This window comes from Winogradskyella wichelsiae, assembly GCF_013403925.1.
Lineage (GTDB): Bacteria > Bacteroidota > Bacteroidia > Flavobacteriales > Flavobacteriaceae > Winogradskyella > Winogradskyella wichelsiae.
On record NZ_JABFDJ010000003.1, the window covers coordinates 289933 to 306555 of the forward strand.

A 16623-nucleotide genomic window follows, 5' to 3' on the forward strand; every position below is an offset into this window, starting at 1 on the left:
TAGAAAAACGATTACAAATACACATTTATATATTTAAAAATCAGCTACAAACGGGCAGCCAAAAATAACCTAAACGTTAAATAAGAAATGCATAACATCACCATCTTTTACCACGTAGTTCTTTCCTTCTACACGCATTTTACCAGCTTCTTTCACTTTAGCTTCACTTCCAAATTCTACAAAATCATTGTAAGCGATAACCTCTGCTCTAATAAAACCTTTTTCAAAATCCGTATGAATAACTCCTGCGGCCTGAGGGCCTGTTGCACCAACATTTACTGTCCAAGCACGTACCTCTTTTACTCCAGCCGTAAAATACGTTTGCTGATTTAATAATTTGTATGCCGAACGAATCAACTTCGCAGAACCTGGCTCTTCCAAACCAATATCAGATAAAAACATCTGGCGCTCTTCATAATCGTCTAATTCGTTAATATCTGCTTCTGTACCAACAGCCAACACTAAAACCTCAGCGTTTTCGTCTTTTACAGCGTCTTTTACTTTATCTACATAAGCATTTCCTGTAGTTGCAGCGCTTTCATCCACATTACAAACATACATAACAGGCTTATCGGTAATAAACTGAGAAGGCACAACGAAATCTTCATAATCTTCTTCAGAAAATTCTAAAGCTCTTATAGAGACTCCTGCTTCTAAGTTTTCTTTTATTTTTAAAAGTACTGCTTCTTCTTTTTGCGCTTCTTTATTACCAGTTTTTGCAGCACGCTTTACTTTATCTAATTTTTTATCTACAGTATCTAAATCTTTTAACTGTAATTCCATATCAATAGTTTCCTTATCTCTAATAGGGTCTACAGAACCATCAACATGAATAATGTTAGGATCATCAAAACAACGCAATACATGCAAAATAGCATCGGTTTCTCTAATGTTAGCTAAAAACTGATTCCCTAAACCTTCACCTTTAGAAGCTCCTTTTACTAAACCTGCAATATCAACAATCTCTACAGTTGCTGGCATAACACGCTCCGGGTTTACCAATTCTTCTAATTTCTCTAATCTTGGATCTGGCACATTTACCACACCAATATTAGGTTCTATAGTACAAAACGGAAAGTTAGCACTCTGCGCTTTGGCATTAGATAAACAGTTAAATAAGGTTGACTTTCCTACGTTTGGTAATCCTACGATTCCTGCTTTCATCGAAAAACTTGTTTTTCATTCCCTAAATTAGGGAATCTTGTTAATTAATTATCGCAAATTTTGCGAGTGCAAATGTAGTTAATTCATAGAATAGTTTGAATTATATTTTTTGAAATGATTTTGGGTTCAAAATTTCTCATGCCACAGGCTCAGGCTTTCTATATGAATTTATAAGTTGGCGTATTCTTACATAATAAAACATCATAATTTATAAGCTTATAATTAAGGCGCAGGAATATAAATATTAAAAACAGCTCCTTCTCCTAACCCACTCTTAGCACTAATAAAGCCTTCATGGTTTTCTATAATACGTTTTACAATAGCCAAACCAATACCTGTACCCGAATAATCTTCTCTAGTATGTAGACGTTGAAAAACTTCAAAAATCCTTTCGTGGTATTCTTGTTCAAAACCAATACCATTATCAGAAAAACGTATATGGCAATAGTTAGAATCTGGTTTTAAAGATGCAATACCAGTATCTTTTCCTTTTAAGATGTCGCAACTAATCTTTATATGTACGGGGACATCTCCTTTAGAGAATTTAATAGAATTACTAATCAAGTTTAAAATCACCTGCTGAAACTGCACAACAATAATGTTAACATCACAAATATCCTCAAGCTCAAAGAACACCTCGTTATCTTCCAGCTCTTCGCTTAGCGTTTCTTTAGCATCATCAATAATCGCTTCAAGACTATAAACATCAAAAGTGCTCACCTGAGGATTGGTTCTAGAATAAGCTATTAAATCTTGTATTAAATTTTGCATCCTAGAAGCGGACACCTGCATTCTAGAAAAATAATTCCTACCACTATCAGATAAACGATCTAACTCCTTTTCTTTTATGCGCGAGGCAAAGGTCTGAATCTTTCGCAAAGGTTCTTGCAAATCATGACTAGAGATATAGACGAAAGACTGCAACTCTTTATTCATTTTTTCCAAATCTACATTCTTTTGTTGCAACTCGTTAGTACGCTGCTGCACCATATTTTCAAGCTTGGTTGTAGATTCTTTTTGTTCTTGAATGTCGGTACTGGTACCTACCCACATTTTAATAACTCCATTAGCATCCTTCTGAGGGATAGCACGGCTTAACTGCCAACGGTATTCTCCATCATGCTTACGGAAACGATGTTCTAATAAAAAATCCTTGCCCAAGTTAATGGTCTCATTCCACACCCGTATATTTTCGGCGCTATCATCGGGGTGTATCATTTGTAACCAACCATCTTTTTCTATCTGCTCTAAAGTCAATCCTGAAAAATCAAAAACCGATTGATTAAAATAATTAAGATGCCCCTCCGGATCTGAGGTCCAAATAAATTGCGGCATAGAATCTGCCAAAAGCCTAAACTTCTCTTCACGATCTAATAACTGCTGATGAAAGTTTCGTTCTTCTGTAATATCTCTAACTGTACCAAGCATACGTTCTGGCACATTATCAGCATCATAAAAAACTTTGCCTTTTACATCTTTCCAACGCAGCACTTGATCTTCTCCTATTATCCGAACTTGGTAATGTAATACACCCGATATAAACGCTTTTTCAAAAGCCTTTTCTCTAAGATCTACATCATCAGGGTGTACAAAAGAAATTAACTTTTCTTGTGTTAAGGCATTGCCATCAGAAAAACCTAAAATATCATAACAACGATCCGATGCCTCCATCGCCTGAGTTCTAAGATTCAAATCCCAAATTCCTAGCTCACTAGCTTCTATAACAAGTTTTAATTTCTCTTCATTTTCTTCTATAAGATGCTTCGCTTTTACAGTAGCTGTGACTTCTGTAGCAACAACCATAATACCTGTAATAACGTTATTTTCCTTTAACGGATGGTAAACAAAGTTAAAATAGCTAACTTTTGTTTTCCCTTTACGCGTTAACCCTATTGGAAACTCATAACCATAAAAATCATTTCCGGTATCATAAATAGCGGCTATAATAGGAGCTATAGCTTCTTCAACTTCTGGCAAACTTTCAAAAAGTGGTTTCCCTACAAATTCTGTTTCTGTTTTATCTATAATTTGCAAATAACTAGCATTGGCCATTTCTATAACATTCTCAGGACCTCTAAAAACAACAATACCTAACGGAGCTTGCATTACAGAACTTCTAAAGCGTTTCTCACTTTCTTCTACTTTTTGCTTGGCTTCATTCAATTCGGTAACATCGGCTGCGGTATTCATTACAGAGTGAACATGGCCGTCGGCATCTCTAATAGGTGTGAAATTATAATTAAAATAGCCGCGTTTTAGTACGCCGTGGGTTAAAATATCGGCATATTCATTTTTAGCATGAAATGGTACTCCGGTGCGCAGCACCTGTTGCACTTGCTCAAAAACAGGCAGGTTATCAACTTCGGGTAATATATTGGTAAATAATTCTCCAACCACATCATTTCCTTTTCCCCAGACATCCATAATAGACTGATTAGCAAGCGTTATACGCATTTCCTCCCCTGCAAAAACCCCTATCGGAAATGGTGCACTATCAACTAAAGCACGCATATTTTGTTCACTTTCTTCCACCTTTTTTCGAGCTAAAACCTGTGAGGTAACATCATACCCTATGGCCATAATACCATTAATGTTTAATTCAGAATCATAAAGGGCTTCGTAAGAAAAATTGATATATATGGTCTCTAAAATTCCTTTTCTTTTAATTTGAAGAGGACGCTCAGAGGTCGCGTAGCGGCGACCTGTCTCAGAAACAGCATCTAACAATTCCTTTATACCTTGAGAGATTAATTCTGGCATGGCATCAAAAATCGAAATATTAAGAACCTCTGCTGCTGTTTTCCCCCATAATTCTAAAGCGTATTTATTCGCAATTTCAACCTTATAATCACTATCTCTAAATATAGATATAGCCACGGGTGCCTGAAGAATCATAAGGCGTAGATTTCGCTCGCTTTCTTCTATTTTCTTTCGGGCTATAACTCGATCCGTTACATCTTCTAAGGTACCTGTTAACCGGTAGGCTACTTGATGGGCATTAAACCAAGCACGACCTCTGGCATAAACAATGGTTTCTTTTGAGGTGAGTGGGTTGATAATGGCATATTCGATATCATAATTACCTCCTGAACGGTATTCTAAGGCGTCTTTAATCGCATTAGAAACGCGTTCCTTATCATTTTTAGCAACGGCATTAAGGGCATCACTGAGTGCTAGTTCTGCTTCATCAGGCAAACCAAACCAGACTTTTAATCTGGAGTTGCAAGTGAATATGTTAGTGAGCGGGTTATAATCGTAGGTTGCTAGTTTAGAGGCTTCCAATACAAACTCCAATTCATTTTCATGAGCCTTCTGTTCGCCTTCTATCTGTCTTTTATGGGGCACATCAACAATAGTGATTAGGACACCTCCAACGGCTCCAGAGACTAGCTTAATAGGACTAAAAGCTAAATCAAAATAGCAACTTTCAACGTCTCCATTCTGATTTAAAGGCAGCAAAAAATCTGAAAACCGAGCGGCTTCGCCTTTCATCGCCTTATCCAACAGTGTACCAATAGGATCCCAAACCTCCTCCAAAGTGTCTCTTATACTTCGTCCTAAAGCATCAGGGTGTTTAGTGCGATCTAATAACTGGAGATAACCCGTATTGTAAATTTGAGTGTATGAGGGGCCCCAGGCAATACACATTCCAAAAGGATGGTCTAACATAGTCCTTACCATAGTCCTTAAAGATTCTGGCCAAGTTTCTGGGGCTCCTAAAGACGTAGTACTCCAATCTTTAGTTCTAATATGGGCTCCAACAGCACCGCCTCCTTCTAAAAAATTAAATTGTTCAGCTTTAATACTCATGCAATAATTAAGGTTCAATAATAAATTGAGCTCTCGAACGCTTTGACGTTTCAAGCGCAGTAACCTGCGAAATGGCTTTAGTAATCGCCTTTTTTATATTAGTGAATTCACAGGGCTTTTGTATGTAATAATGGGCGCCTAAATCATAGAGATGATTAACAACCGTACGATCTAACGAAGTAGAATAAATAACAACAGGAATAGCCTTTAATTTAACCGAAGACTTCATAGCTTCTAAACATTCGCTCCCCGATTTTCGAGGCATATTAATATCTAAAAAAACAAGATGAGGAACAGGGTTGTCCGCTGCCAATAAAAAATCCATAAGGGCTACACCGTCATTTAAAACCGAAAGTGTAAGGGTACTAGATATTTCATCTACAGCTTCCGTAAAGAAGTCGCAATCGTCAATATCATCATCAGCAAGCAAAAGGTGAAGCTTAGTATTTTCCATGTTACAGAGTTTCAAGATGGGCATATACCTCCCAATCAAGTGATTTAAAATAATATTCTTACGAGATGCAAATTAATATTAAAAATTTAAGAATAATAAAATAACTTTATTTTATTAAAGTGTCAATTAACCCTTATAAAATATATTTACGACGCTTTTTTTGTTTTATATAGCATAAAATTAAGCACATTAAACGTTACAAAACTAGAGCTCAAGTATTAAAAACAGTTAATAAATTGTTACCCTTAATTCTCAAACGAAATCTACAAATAAATTAACAAACTTGTAAGGTTCTTTTACAGGAATCATCTCTTTTGTTAACGGCTATTTTGAAACTTTACAAACAAGACAAAACACGGCATTGCATTCTAATTTTAAAACGTGGCGACTTGGACTTCTATAAGAACTTTTTCAAATATTAAAACAATAAGAGGTTCTATTTTTTGATCGCAATAGAATTAAAGGTGACAAAATTTATCCAATAATTAGCTAGCACAATAGATACAAAACAGAACAAAAAAACTAAAAAAACTACATACAACCTACTAACTAAAAGTTGATTATAATAAAAATCCACATTATTTTCATAACCAAGCGCGTGTTTTTACTAAAAACGACATCTAAATACACAACATAAAAATAGATCCTATGAAAAACACATTGAAAATGAATTCAGCTAGCGTTACGTCTTTAGCCTTATTAGCCGTTATGGCACTATTTACAGCATGTAATGATGATGATATTGAAAGTAGCGACGGTAGTGATACCGATACTACAACAGGAACAGATACCTCAACCTATATTTTGGTGGTAGACCAAACAGGGCAAGGTGCAGATATAATTAATCACGATGGTGATGAAATATTTAGTTGGGACTTTGATGCCGCAATAGGCAATGATGCCAGTCTATTAGATGACGGTAGTATGTTAGTGTGTTTAAAAGCCAACGATGCGGCCATTACCTTTGGAGGGTATGGTGGTGTATTTCAAAAAATAAATGCCGACCAAACAACAGATTGGGAAGTGTCTTACAGTTCTACCACGCAAACAGCCCATCATGATGTAGATTACTTAGCTAATGGAAATATTATATTCCCCGTATGGGAACAGCTTCTAGTTAGTGATGCAACAGAAATGGGATTTTCAGGTAGTCAAGACATTTATCCTGAAGCGATCATTGAAATGAATCCTGTAACCCAAGAAATCGTTTGGGAATGGCATGCTACAGATCATTTAATTCAAGATCATGACAGTGCGAAACTTAATTATGGTACCGTACAAGACAACCCTAACAAAATAGACATTAACTACAACAGTGGGCAAGCCAATGGAGATATCATGCATGCTAATGGTATTACTGTAGATGAAACAAATAACATTATCTATCTCACAATTAATAACTATAGCGAGATATGGGTGATAGACCACAGCACAACTACAGCCCAAGCAACAACAAGTACGGGCGGAAACTATAATTTAGGTGGAGATTTAGTGTACCGTTTTGGTAACCCACTAGCTTACGATAACGTAGGAGACGTCACCATAAACGATGTACATTATCCTAATTTGTTAGATACAGGAAACATGTTAGTGTTTTCTAACAATATTTACGATAACCAATCGGCGGTTTTTGAATACCAATTAAATCCACCTTATCAACTTGTTGCTGGTGAAGATAACGAACCAGAATTGGTATGGTCATTCACTGATTCAGAACTATACAGCTCCGGATTAGGAGGAGCCGTACGTACACCTAACGGAAACACGCTTATTGCCGAAGGTAGAGACGGAACAGTATGGGAAGTTTCGGATAGCGGTGAAGTATTATGGAAATATGCCGGATACGATACCCTCTGGAGAGTTTACTCCATACCTGTAGATGACGATCGACTTACTTTTTTAGGCGTGAATTAAAAAATAAAGCCCTTAAAAAAATGACTTTTACTAAAGCCTTAGTAAAAGTCATTTTTTTATGTAAAAGAAATCCAAATCCATACCAATCAGCGCAAACCAGATACAAACACATCATAATACACCAACGATATGCCACCTTTACAGTAATCACCATAAAGGCTTACGTGTGCTTTCCGAACCAACCAAACCAATATGAAGCACGTTTATAATCTAAAAAAAATCCCAAGCCAAAGACTCAGGATTTCGATATTAATTTGAGAGCAAACTTAGAAACTATGCACTCTCACTGTTACGATCTAACAGTTTTTGAGAAACTTTATAAGTCGCCCCATAAACCAAATCAGCTTGGCGCTTCTTAAAATCAGATAAGGCTTGCGTATACCATTTGGGGTCTGTAGCTTTCTTCTTAGCTTTGTCGTGCCCATATGTTCCAAAAACGGCACCTTCTAAACGAGCTTCTATAACATAGATTCCAAGACCAAAATGTGCTGCTCGTTCTAAAACGGTTGCAAATGCTGCTTCCGAAAAATAATGTGTCACTTCTGATTCATAACCATCATTGATGTTTTCTAAACCGGTAAATATATGTTGTTCTAAAAATTCGTTCTTTTCCATAATATTATAAATCAATTAAGGCATAAAGGCCAAATTCAATATTTAAATCTGACCTACTAAAACTGCTTCAGTATGCGTGGGCAAAGTTAGTTTTTCTTTACATTATAGATATAATTAGCAGTAATTAATTTATAAAATAAAAATTCTATATTGTTTTTCCTAGGTAGAAGCCACGCCGATCACTAAGAGCTACCCCTATCCCCTTTTACAAAGCTTCAATGGTATAACCTGCGTCTTTTATAGCTGTTATCACCTGGACTGCTTCAACTCCATCGGTTTTTACTGTTAATATTTTATCCGCATTATCGGTATCAACTTCCCATTGGTCTTTAGCTATTTTATCTAAATAAGGGGTAACTGTGGCAATACAGTGTCCGCAATTAATGTTTGTTTTGAATTTTAAAGCTTTAGTGTTCATCTTTTCAGTTTTTAAAGTATGCATATCAGTAGCGTTTGTAGACGAAACGGGGGCGTGTTCTAAAGACGCTGTTTCCTGTAATTTAGTGTTATTTTTAATTGCTAACTTTTTTCGTTTCAATCTTAAGCTGTTACTCACTACGCTAACACTACTTAAAGCCATAGCAGCACCTGCAATCATAGGGTTTAACAAGAAACCGTTTATAGGGTAAAGAATTCCTGCTGCTATAGGAATACCAATTACATTATAAATAAAGGCCCAAAATAGGTTTTGTTTTATAGTGGCTACGGTGTATTTAGAGAGCGCAATAGCTTGAGGAATCTTCATTAAATCTGAGGAAATAAGCGTCATTTTAGCAACATCCATAGCAATATCACTCCCTTTTCCCATAGCAATGCTCACGTTTGCTGTAGCTAATGCTGTACTGTCATTAATCCCATCACCAACCATGGCAACAACCTTATTTTCGGCTTGTAATGCTGTTACAAATTCGGCTTTATCTTGTGGTAAAACCTCTGCCTTATAATGTTTAATTCCGGTTTGTTCAGCTATCGCTTTTGCTGTCGTTTCATTATCTCCTGTAAGCATATAAACAACAATACCCATTTCTTGAAGTTCTGCAATAGCGGCCTTAGAACTCGGTTTTATAGCATCTGAAATCGCCATCACCATTAAAGCACGATCACTATTAGCAAACCAAATAACGGTTTTAGCTGCCGCACTCCAAGTATTAGCTTGAGCCTGCAATTGAATGTCGATCGTAATCTTATTTTCGTTTAAAAGTTTTTGATTTCCTACATAATAGGCTTTAGCATGATGCTTTGCTTCTACACCTTTACCGGTAAGACTGTTAAACGCTGTAACAACTTCCGATGGGTTTCCTTTAAAATGAGAAACCACAGCATCGGCGAGTGGATGCTCTGATTGTTGCTCCATGCCAAGTAAAATCCCTAATGAAGTAGCATCATTTTGCAGCCATTGAACATCCGTAACTTTAGGTTGGCCTTCAGTAATCGTGCCCGTTTTATCTAAAACAATCGCATCAATTTTCTTTGCTAACTCTAAACTTTCAGCATCTTTAATAAGTATACCATGTTCTGCTCCTTTACCAACCCCCACCAATATAGCAGTTGGTGTTGCTAAACCTAAAGCACATGGACAGGCAATAACTAAAACCGTAATGGCTGCTAATAGCCCTTGAACCATACCGTTTTCACCTCCTAGAAATAGCCACAACAGAAAAGTTAGCATTGAAATTCCCATAACTGTAGGTACAAAAATAGAGGCTATTTTATCGACCAGTTTCTGAACAGGGGCTTTACTACCTTGTGCATCTTGCACCATTTTTATAATATGAGATAGCATGGTCTCCTTCCCTACTTTGGTGGCTTTAAATCTAAAACTTCCTTTCTGATTTATAGTGCCCGCAAAAACCAAATCGTCTTTCTGTTTTAATGCAGGTATGGGCTCTCCACTCAACATACTTTCATCGACATAAGATTCACCAGAAATCAATGTACCATCTACAGCAATCTTTCCTCCTGGTTTTACTAATATAATATCGTTTACCTGAAGCTGTTCAATAGGTGTTTTTTGTTCTGCGCCATTTGGTAAAATTAACGTTACAGTTTTAGGCTGTAAACCCATTAGTTTTTTAATAGCAGATGAAGCGTTTCCTTTGGCTTTTTCTTCCATTAATTTTCCTAGCAATATAAAAGCGATAATAACAGATGCTGCTTCAAAATACACATGAGCTTCCAAACCTCGTGTTTCCCAAAATTCAGGAAATAACATATTTACCACACTAAAAAGATAGGCGATCCCTGTACTTAAAGCAACAAGCGTATCCATATTAGCCGAACGATGTTTGGCTTGTTTCCATGCATTTTTAAAAAAACCACGTCCAAACCATAATACCACAGGTGTTGCGAACAAAAACATGATTTCATTGGCATAAGGCATATTTAAAAAAAACATCCCTATCACGGCCACAGGAACGGATAATAGGACAGCCCAAGTCGCTTTTTGTTTTAATTGTTGATAGGCTTTTTTGTTAATAGCTTCTAAGGTATCTTGTTGCTCATCGTTATCTTCTATGAGAAGATCGTAACCTATAGATTGTACTGCTTTTTGAATTGCTTCCGCATTAGTTTCTTCAGTATTATAAGTAACAGATAATCGTGCAGAAGCATAGTTAACGGAAGCTTCATTAACCCCTTTAACAGATTGAGCAATAGTTTCTGCACTTACTGCACAAGAAGCGCAAGTCATTCCAAGTACTGGAAAACTAACTTTTATAAATTTAGAGTCTGACATATTTTCTTTCATTTTCTATTATGTTACAAAGTTCAGAAAACCTACAGACAAGTTTATTATAGTATTATGGAAAGGATTTATGAGATTTAGAGCTGATCTAAAGGTTTTCGCTTCTCATTACCAATTTTTTTGAAATGACTTGGCGTAAGCCCTGTGACTTTTTTAAACTGACTACTAAGATAAGCGACACTTGAATAATGAAGCTGAAAGGCAATTTCACTTAGGCTTAATTCATCATAAACTAACAACTCTTTCACCTTCTCTATTTTTTGAGCAATAAAGTACTTTTCAATGGTGATACCTTCTACTTCGGAAAATAGATTAGAAAGCGCACTATAGTCTTGATGTAATGCTGTAACTAAATAGTCTGAAAGGTTAACATCGAGTTGGCTATTTTTATAATGTACGAGTTGAATAATACTGTTTTTAATCTTCTCTATAATTTGGCTTTTCTTGGAATCTATTAATTCAAAGCCTAAACGATTAAGACTAACACCAAGTTGAATCTTTGCTGGATTAGATAGCGTGTCATTAAGGATCACTTCTCCTAACTCTATAGATGTCACTTTTAAATGATGTTCATCCAATATATTATGAACCGCAGTAATGCAACGGTTACAAACCATATTTTTAATGTGAAGTGTTTGCATTTTTAATTTGATTAATTACCTGTTTAAGCCTGTAAAGCAAACTACCTGTGAAGCAATTTAATAGGTGATTAAAATTTGTGCTATTTGATTAAGATCAGAGGCTGTTATTTCGGTATCAGGTGCTAAAGGAAACTTTTGCTGACCTGGTCGACTTACAAATGCGGCTCTCCAGCCAGCCCAAAGCGCTCCGCCAACATCCCAACCATGTGCTGCAATTAGCATACAATCTTCATTATTGACATTCATTTCTGCTGCTGCCCAATGATATGTTTCTGAAAAGGGTTTAAATTTACCGACGCTTTCGATACTTAATAAGGCATCGAAATAAGAGGTTAAACCTACATTTTTAAACTTGTTTTCTAAACTTTCTTTGGATGAGTTGGTAAGAGCTACCAATTTATAACCTTCTTTTTTTAACAAAGCTAAAGCTTCCTTGACTTCTGGATGTGGTGGTAAATTTTGCATAGATTTTACAACAATATTTTGTGCTTCAGTTTCTGATAGTACAATATTGTTATTAGCAGCCACCATTTGCAATGCTGCTGCACCAATATGCCCAAAAGGCTTATATTGACCACTTGCTGAGGTGACTAAAGCATATTGCAGCATCGTTGTAAACCACAAAGAAAGTAAGCTATCATTGCCATTTAAAGCATCACCAACTTTCTTTTTCATAACGGTGAGATCTAAAAGCGTCTCATTAACATCAAAAAATAATACTTTAGGTCTACTTGGTTTGTTTTTATCCATCATTAATAATTTATGTTATAAAAAATCTGTTTTATAAGATACAACATTTATCTTAAGCTAGGCCTGAGTAACGTTTTTAAAAGTAGGATGACTTTCTGTAATACTACCGACACCTTTCTTACTTAATTTAAAAGTAACATCCTTTACTGTGCTAAATAATATAACAGATAAAAAAGAGCTTTTTAAATGTGATTGTACTATTTTTAATGCAGCTTCTAAAGTCATTTCTTCTGCAATATCTTCTGTTTCCCTTGGTCTAAAGCTATATTTTAACATCACCTTAAAACCATCATCAGAATTGATAGGTCTAAGAAAAATATTTTTTAACTCAGGTTTCCCTATTGTTTTTGCCATTGTTAATTTGGCAAATGTCCCTGCTTCTATACTTTGTTTTACCTGTTCCCAGAACACAATAAAATCATCTTGATATGTCATATACTTAAAAAATTAATGCTCCTAAAGTCGATTACTATAGCAGAAGGTTTTATCATTAAAAACCGATGTGCAAGTTAGTAATAATGATTACAAATTTATAATTACCGCAGCAATAGCTTTATCAAAATTACAATAACTTATACATTGTTAGCTTCATTAAACATTTTCTTTTAGGTGCGCTATATCTTAAATCTTTAAAGGTACATCTAAAAATATTTCTTGATAATTCTCATCTATAAGAGAAATTATTTTTAATGTTTCGTAACTACTTCTAGCCTCTATATTAGACTTAATAAGCGCTTTATATCCTGAGATGTAGATTATATCTTCAACTTGACTAAATTTTAAAGTTTTATTAATATCAAAAATTAATGGTTAAATAATTGATAACAATAAATTAGCCTATCAATCAAGCCTTACTCAGTCCATTAAAAATAAAAAAATTCCTAAAAAAATAATTACCATTATTTTTTCACACTAACCTATAAAAAAAGTGCTCTATGCTTAAAACATAGAACACTTTTTAATTTTATTAAATTCTTTTTAGAATTACATTATTTACTTTTTAAAAGTAATGTTTGAACAGCTCTAGGTTCAATTTTAGAGCTAAAAATTTTATCATCTAATTTAATCGATAAGTCTTGTGCTTCATCATTTCTATTAAAAACAACAACGGCAATTGAACCATCTGTATTTTTTGCTGCAGTGTAAATCAAGCCTTCTTTTTGGTCACCTTTCAAAGCAATTCTACGAGCTTCTGGACGGATAAACTTACTAAAATGACTTAATAAATAATAAAGAGGGGTGTAAATAACTTCATCGGTTTCCGGATTAATTAATACCGGTGCGCTGTTATAGTTATTATAAGGGTTTGGCTGCCCTTTGTGACTTAGAATACTACACCACTCTACATAACCTTGAGTGCCATGATTTAAATCTGTTATAATATCATAAGCATAAGTTTCAAAAGGTACAAAAGTACCTGCATAATCGGTACTAGCTCTCCAATATTGACCAATTGGGTCATTAGCGTCAATATCAATACTAGACTCAGAATGAATCATTCCCTTGTTTGGCCAATTCTTTTGCAATTCAGCGACTTCATCAGCATACCAATGGTTCGCTTTTAACTCTGAATTGGTGTACCAATGAAAAGCTGTTCCCCAAGCATACTTAGAAGCTTCAGGATCTTCATAGGTTGCATTCACGTAATTATTCATTGTAGATTTATTATGATCGTAAATCAATACACGTAATCCAGATTCTAAGTCATCGAGATTAAGGTGACCATCTTTTACAAGTTGAGGACCTAGGTGATCTCTTAAAAAATCGCGCCCTTGCTCTGGCGTAAACCCATTACTATCCCATTGTGCATCTATAGCATGCAAGGGCTCATTTTGTGGTGTTAACCCCCATAAAGTAATACCTTGAGCTTTGTAAGCGCTAACATATTTAGATAGGTATTCTGCCCAAAGGCCATAGTACTTAGGCATTAAAGAACCGTTGGTCATCTCTGCTGTCTCACCAGATTTCATCCAAGAGGGCGGACTCCATGGTGATGCTATAATATTAAAATCAGCACCAGGAATTTTAGAGGCTTCTAAAATCATCGGTATAAGATCATAGCCAGGTTCAACCAATTCTACTCCACGGACTTGCTCATTTTCATCTCCAGAAAATCCTTTCATATCTTCATTAATACTGAAGGTTGAAAGATCCTCATCCCCTGCTTCAACATAGGTGTAATGGGTATTTGAATAATCACTACTGTTAATATGAGTTCTTGTAAGCGTGAACCCTGCACCATCGGTAGGACTGAAAAGTTTAGTTAAAACGTCTTTACGAGATGCTACAGGAATTGTTGCTAAATTCCACGCTGATGATTCGGTAAAGGAAGCACCAAAACCATAATATTTTTGAAATTCTTCATCTGGAAAAAGTTCTAGAGATACTTTACTTCCCTCTGACGTTATTTTATCAGAGACAGCATTCGATAATAATTTAAGATTATCACCTGCTTGTGATGTTTGATAAATAGTTGCCTCATAAGCATTATAGGGACCTTTTTTAGGTGGGTTAGAACACCCTACTAACACACCTGCTATAATTAGAAATTGCACCCCTTTAAGGTTTTTGAGGTTTAAATTAAATGGACTCTTCTTTTTTTCGGTGGAATTGTTCCGTTTGTCATTGAATGTAAGCATTCTCATTCTGTTCTTAGATTTTATTAGGTTGTACAAGAATAAAGTAAATCTATACCTTATTTATATGTCGTTTAGTTCATTTGCAATTTACGGTATTTTGAAAAAATAAAAGACGGAAAAAGGTATATTTTCGAGCAACTGCGCATAAAATTTTCAGACAATTTTAAGTACAAAAAATCCTTAGCCAAAGACTAAGGATACCAATTATTAACTTCCACAAGAAACCATGTCATAAATTAATGCTACTCACATGTCATACGTTTAGATATACGATATTAACACCCCTATTGTTCGGCTTTTTTAATAACCTCATTTTCTGCTGAAATTGGGTTATACCCGCGCTCGATAATCAGATTATTAAATTCACCCCAATTTATAATATAGTGATTTTTAGGGTCTGCTTCATCAATCTTAAATCTGTCAAATTCCAAAAGGATTTCTTGAGATTCTCTGGGACTTATTGCTGCGATGGGTTTGAGTTGCATTAATTCTGATTTAGGGTAAAGCTTAACTAAAATTTTATCTGTGATATGCTCATAGGTTTCACCGATCCCTTTTCTTCCGTCTTTATAATCGATAAGAAAAAGCGCTTTAAAACGCTGATCAGGTGATGCCTCAGGATCTGGGTTTTTAAAAAACACTTTTCTGACATTTTGAGCGACTAATGAATCTTTCACTACGACAAGCTCAGAATTGGGTAGGGCTTCACATTGATCAAACGCTGCACAACTTGTAATGTAGACCATATCTTCGACTTGGCTAAATTTTAAAGTTCTATTTTTAATTACACTATAATAATCTTGATCAAAAATTTTTGGTTGAGCAATTGCTGATAGTGTTCCTAAATAAAAAATTAGAATTAGAATTCTCATACTTTTTATATTACATTTCATAATGGGTTGTTCTCTAAGTAAATATTCTATGCTTTCTAAATTTAAATACCTTTATACCAAAACTAAGTTCTTAAGATAAGTTTTTTAGAGCCTTAATAATCTCCTCCGGTTCTGAACGTGTTCTATAATCGACATTGACATAACTCCATTTAACAATACCATCACTTCCTAATACAAAAGTGGCCGGAATTGGTAATATACGGCCATTACCATTATTAATTTGTTCTAAGTCGAGATGACGATCTACGCGCATATGCTCCATTAAAAATTCGGGCACCTCCCAGGCAACTCCATATTGTTTAGCAACTTGTGCATCTTGATCAGACAATACAATAAATTCCATTTGACTTATTTCACTTTTGGTCATTGTTCCATCAGGTACTTCTGGACTTATAGCAACTAAAGTAGCTCCTAAAGCTTTAATAGCGCTTAATTTAGCTTGCATGGCTCTAAGTTGCAAGTTGCAGTAAGGGCACCAACTGCCGCGGTAAAATGTAATAACAACGGGACCGTTATTTAATAAAGTTGTTAATGCTATGCTTTTATTTTCAGGATTAGGCAATTCAAAATTTGGCGCTTTCTCTCCAATTTTAATGGCATCATCCCCTTGTTTAAAAGATTTTGCTTTATTAATAATAGCATCCACTCCTTCCATAAAGTCTGGTTTAGCTTTTCGTCCCTCTGCTATTTTTGCATCTGTTTGATCTTTTAATGGCTTCATTATTTTTTTTATAATTAAGTTTAAAGGTTTAAAAATAGATATGCCTTTAATATTTAGTTTTCGTTGGTTGCTAAAATAGCAACTAAATTTAAATTTCTACTAAAAGTACTCGGTTTTGGAATACCTGAATAAAAAGTAAAACGCCTACTCTACCTTTAGCTTTTAAATTTCCGCTTTCATAAAATTGCTCTTGTTAATTACAAGAAGATAAAATATAAAAGTAATAAATTTCTATTCATCATTTTTTGAAATAACTTGGAATGATGAATGAGAAGTCGT

The 16623-nt window shown here is 35.1% G+C and carries 13 protein-coding genes; 2 read left to right on the forward strand and 11 right to left on the reverse strand.

The genetic code is table 11. The annotated features are described in order from the left end of the window. Positions 1-69: 69 nt before the first annotated feature. The 3 genes from ychF to HM985_RS08570 all read right to left on the reverse strand — a co-directional run bounded on the left by ychF (position 70) and on the right by HM985_RS08570 (position 5428). Positions 70-1164: a redox-regulated ATPase YchF gene (gene ychF, locus HM985_RS08560; RefSeq protein ID WP_179375857.1), complete on the reverse strand. Its 1095-nt coding sequence runs from the start codon at positions 1162-1164 to the stop codon at positions 70-72. Between the two features lie 222 nt (positions 1165-1386). After that, the gene (locus HM985_RS08565) at positions 1387-4974 is read right to left on the reverse strand and encodes a PAS domain S-box protein (protein WP_179375858.1); all 3588 of its coding nucleotides are present in this window, start codon (positions 4972-4974) and stop codon (positions 1387-1389) included. Between the two features lie 7 nt (positions 4975-4981). Next, positions 4982-5428 carry a response regulator gene (locus tag HM985_RS08570; protein ID WP_179375859.1) on the reverse strand — a complete coding sequence of 149 codons (447 nt, stop codon included), beginning with the start codon at positions 5426-5428 and terminating at the stop codon, positions 4982-4984. A 648-nt stretch (positions 5429-6076) separates the two neighbouring features. Here HM985_RS08570 and HM985_RS08575 point away from each other — a divergent pair. Next, complete coding sequence (locus HM985_RS08575; protein ID WP_246284980.1) at positions 6077-7342, forward strand: arylsulfotransferase family protein; 1266 nt, start codon at positions 6077-6079, stop codon at positions 7340-7342. Between the two features lie 20 nt (positions 7343-7362). Then, complete coding sequence (locus tag HM985_RS08580) at positions 7363-7551, forward strand: hypothetical protein (protein WP_179375860.1); 189 nt, start codon at positions 7363-7365, stop codon at positions 7549-7551. Between the two features lie 64 nt (positions 7552-7615). Here HM985_RS08580 and HM985_RS08585 read toward each other — a convergent pair whose 3' ends face one another. The 8 genes from HM985_RS08585 to HM985_RS08620 form a co-directional block, all read right to left on the reverse strand. Continuing rightward, a complete protein-coding gene (locus tag HM985_RS08585; RefSeq protein ID WP_179375861.1) occupies positions 7616-7957 on the reverse strand; it encodes a hypothetical protein in 342 nt (113 codons plus the stop codon). Between the two features lie 205 nt (positions 7958-8162). Further along, complete coding sequence (locus HM985_RS08590; RefSeq protein WP_218843391.1) at positions 8163-10703, reverse strand: heavy metal translocating P-type ATPase; 2541 nt, start codon at positions 10701-10703, stop codon at positions 8163-8165. A gap of 74 nt (positions 10704-10777) precedes the next feature. Continuing rightward, positions 10778-11341 (reverse strand): helix-turn-helix domain-containing protein, encoded by a 564-nt coding sequence (locus tag HM985_RS08595; RefSeq protein WP_179375862.1) that lies wholly within the window; start codon positions 11339-11341, stop codon positions 10778-10780. 57 nt (positions 11342-11398) lie between these two features. After that, a complete protein-coding gene (locus tag HM985_RS08600) occupies positions 11399-12091 on the reverse strand; it encodes a haloacid dehalogenase type II (protein WP_246284981.1) in 693 nt (230 codons plus the stop codon). A 57-nt stretch (positions 12092-12148) separates the two neighbouring features. Beyond that, a complete protein-coding gene (locus HM985_RS08605; RefSeq protein ID WP_179375864.1) occupies positions 12149-12526 on the reverse strand; it encodes a hypothetical protein in 378 nt (125 codons plus the stop codon). A 554-nt stretch (positions 12527-13080) separates the two neighbouring features. Then, complete coding sequence (locus HM985_RS08610) at positions 13081-14730, reverse strand: glycoside hydrolase family 30 protein (RefSeq protein WP_179375865.1); 1650 nt, start codon at positions 14728-14730, stop codon at positions 13081-13083. Between the two features lie 284 nt (positions 14731-15014). Then, positions 15015-15602, reverse strand: a complete 588-nt coding sequence (locus tag HM985_RS08615) for a hypothetical protein (protein ID WP_179375866.1) — start codon at positions 15600-15602, stop codon at positions 15015-15017. Positions 15603-15693: 91 nt separating this feature from the next. Then, the gene (locus HM985_RS08620) at positions 15694-16344 is read right to left on the reverse strand and encodes a peroxiredoxin-like family protein (RefSeq protein WP_179375867.1); all 651 of its coding nucleotides are present in this window, start codon (positions 16342-16344) and stop codon (positions 15694-15696) included. Positions 16345-16623: the final 279 nt, after the last annotated feature.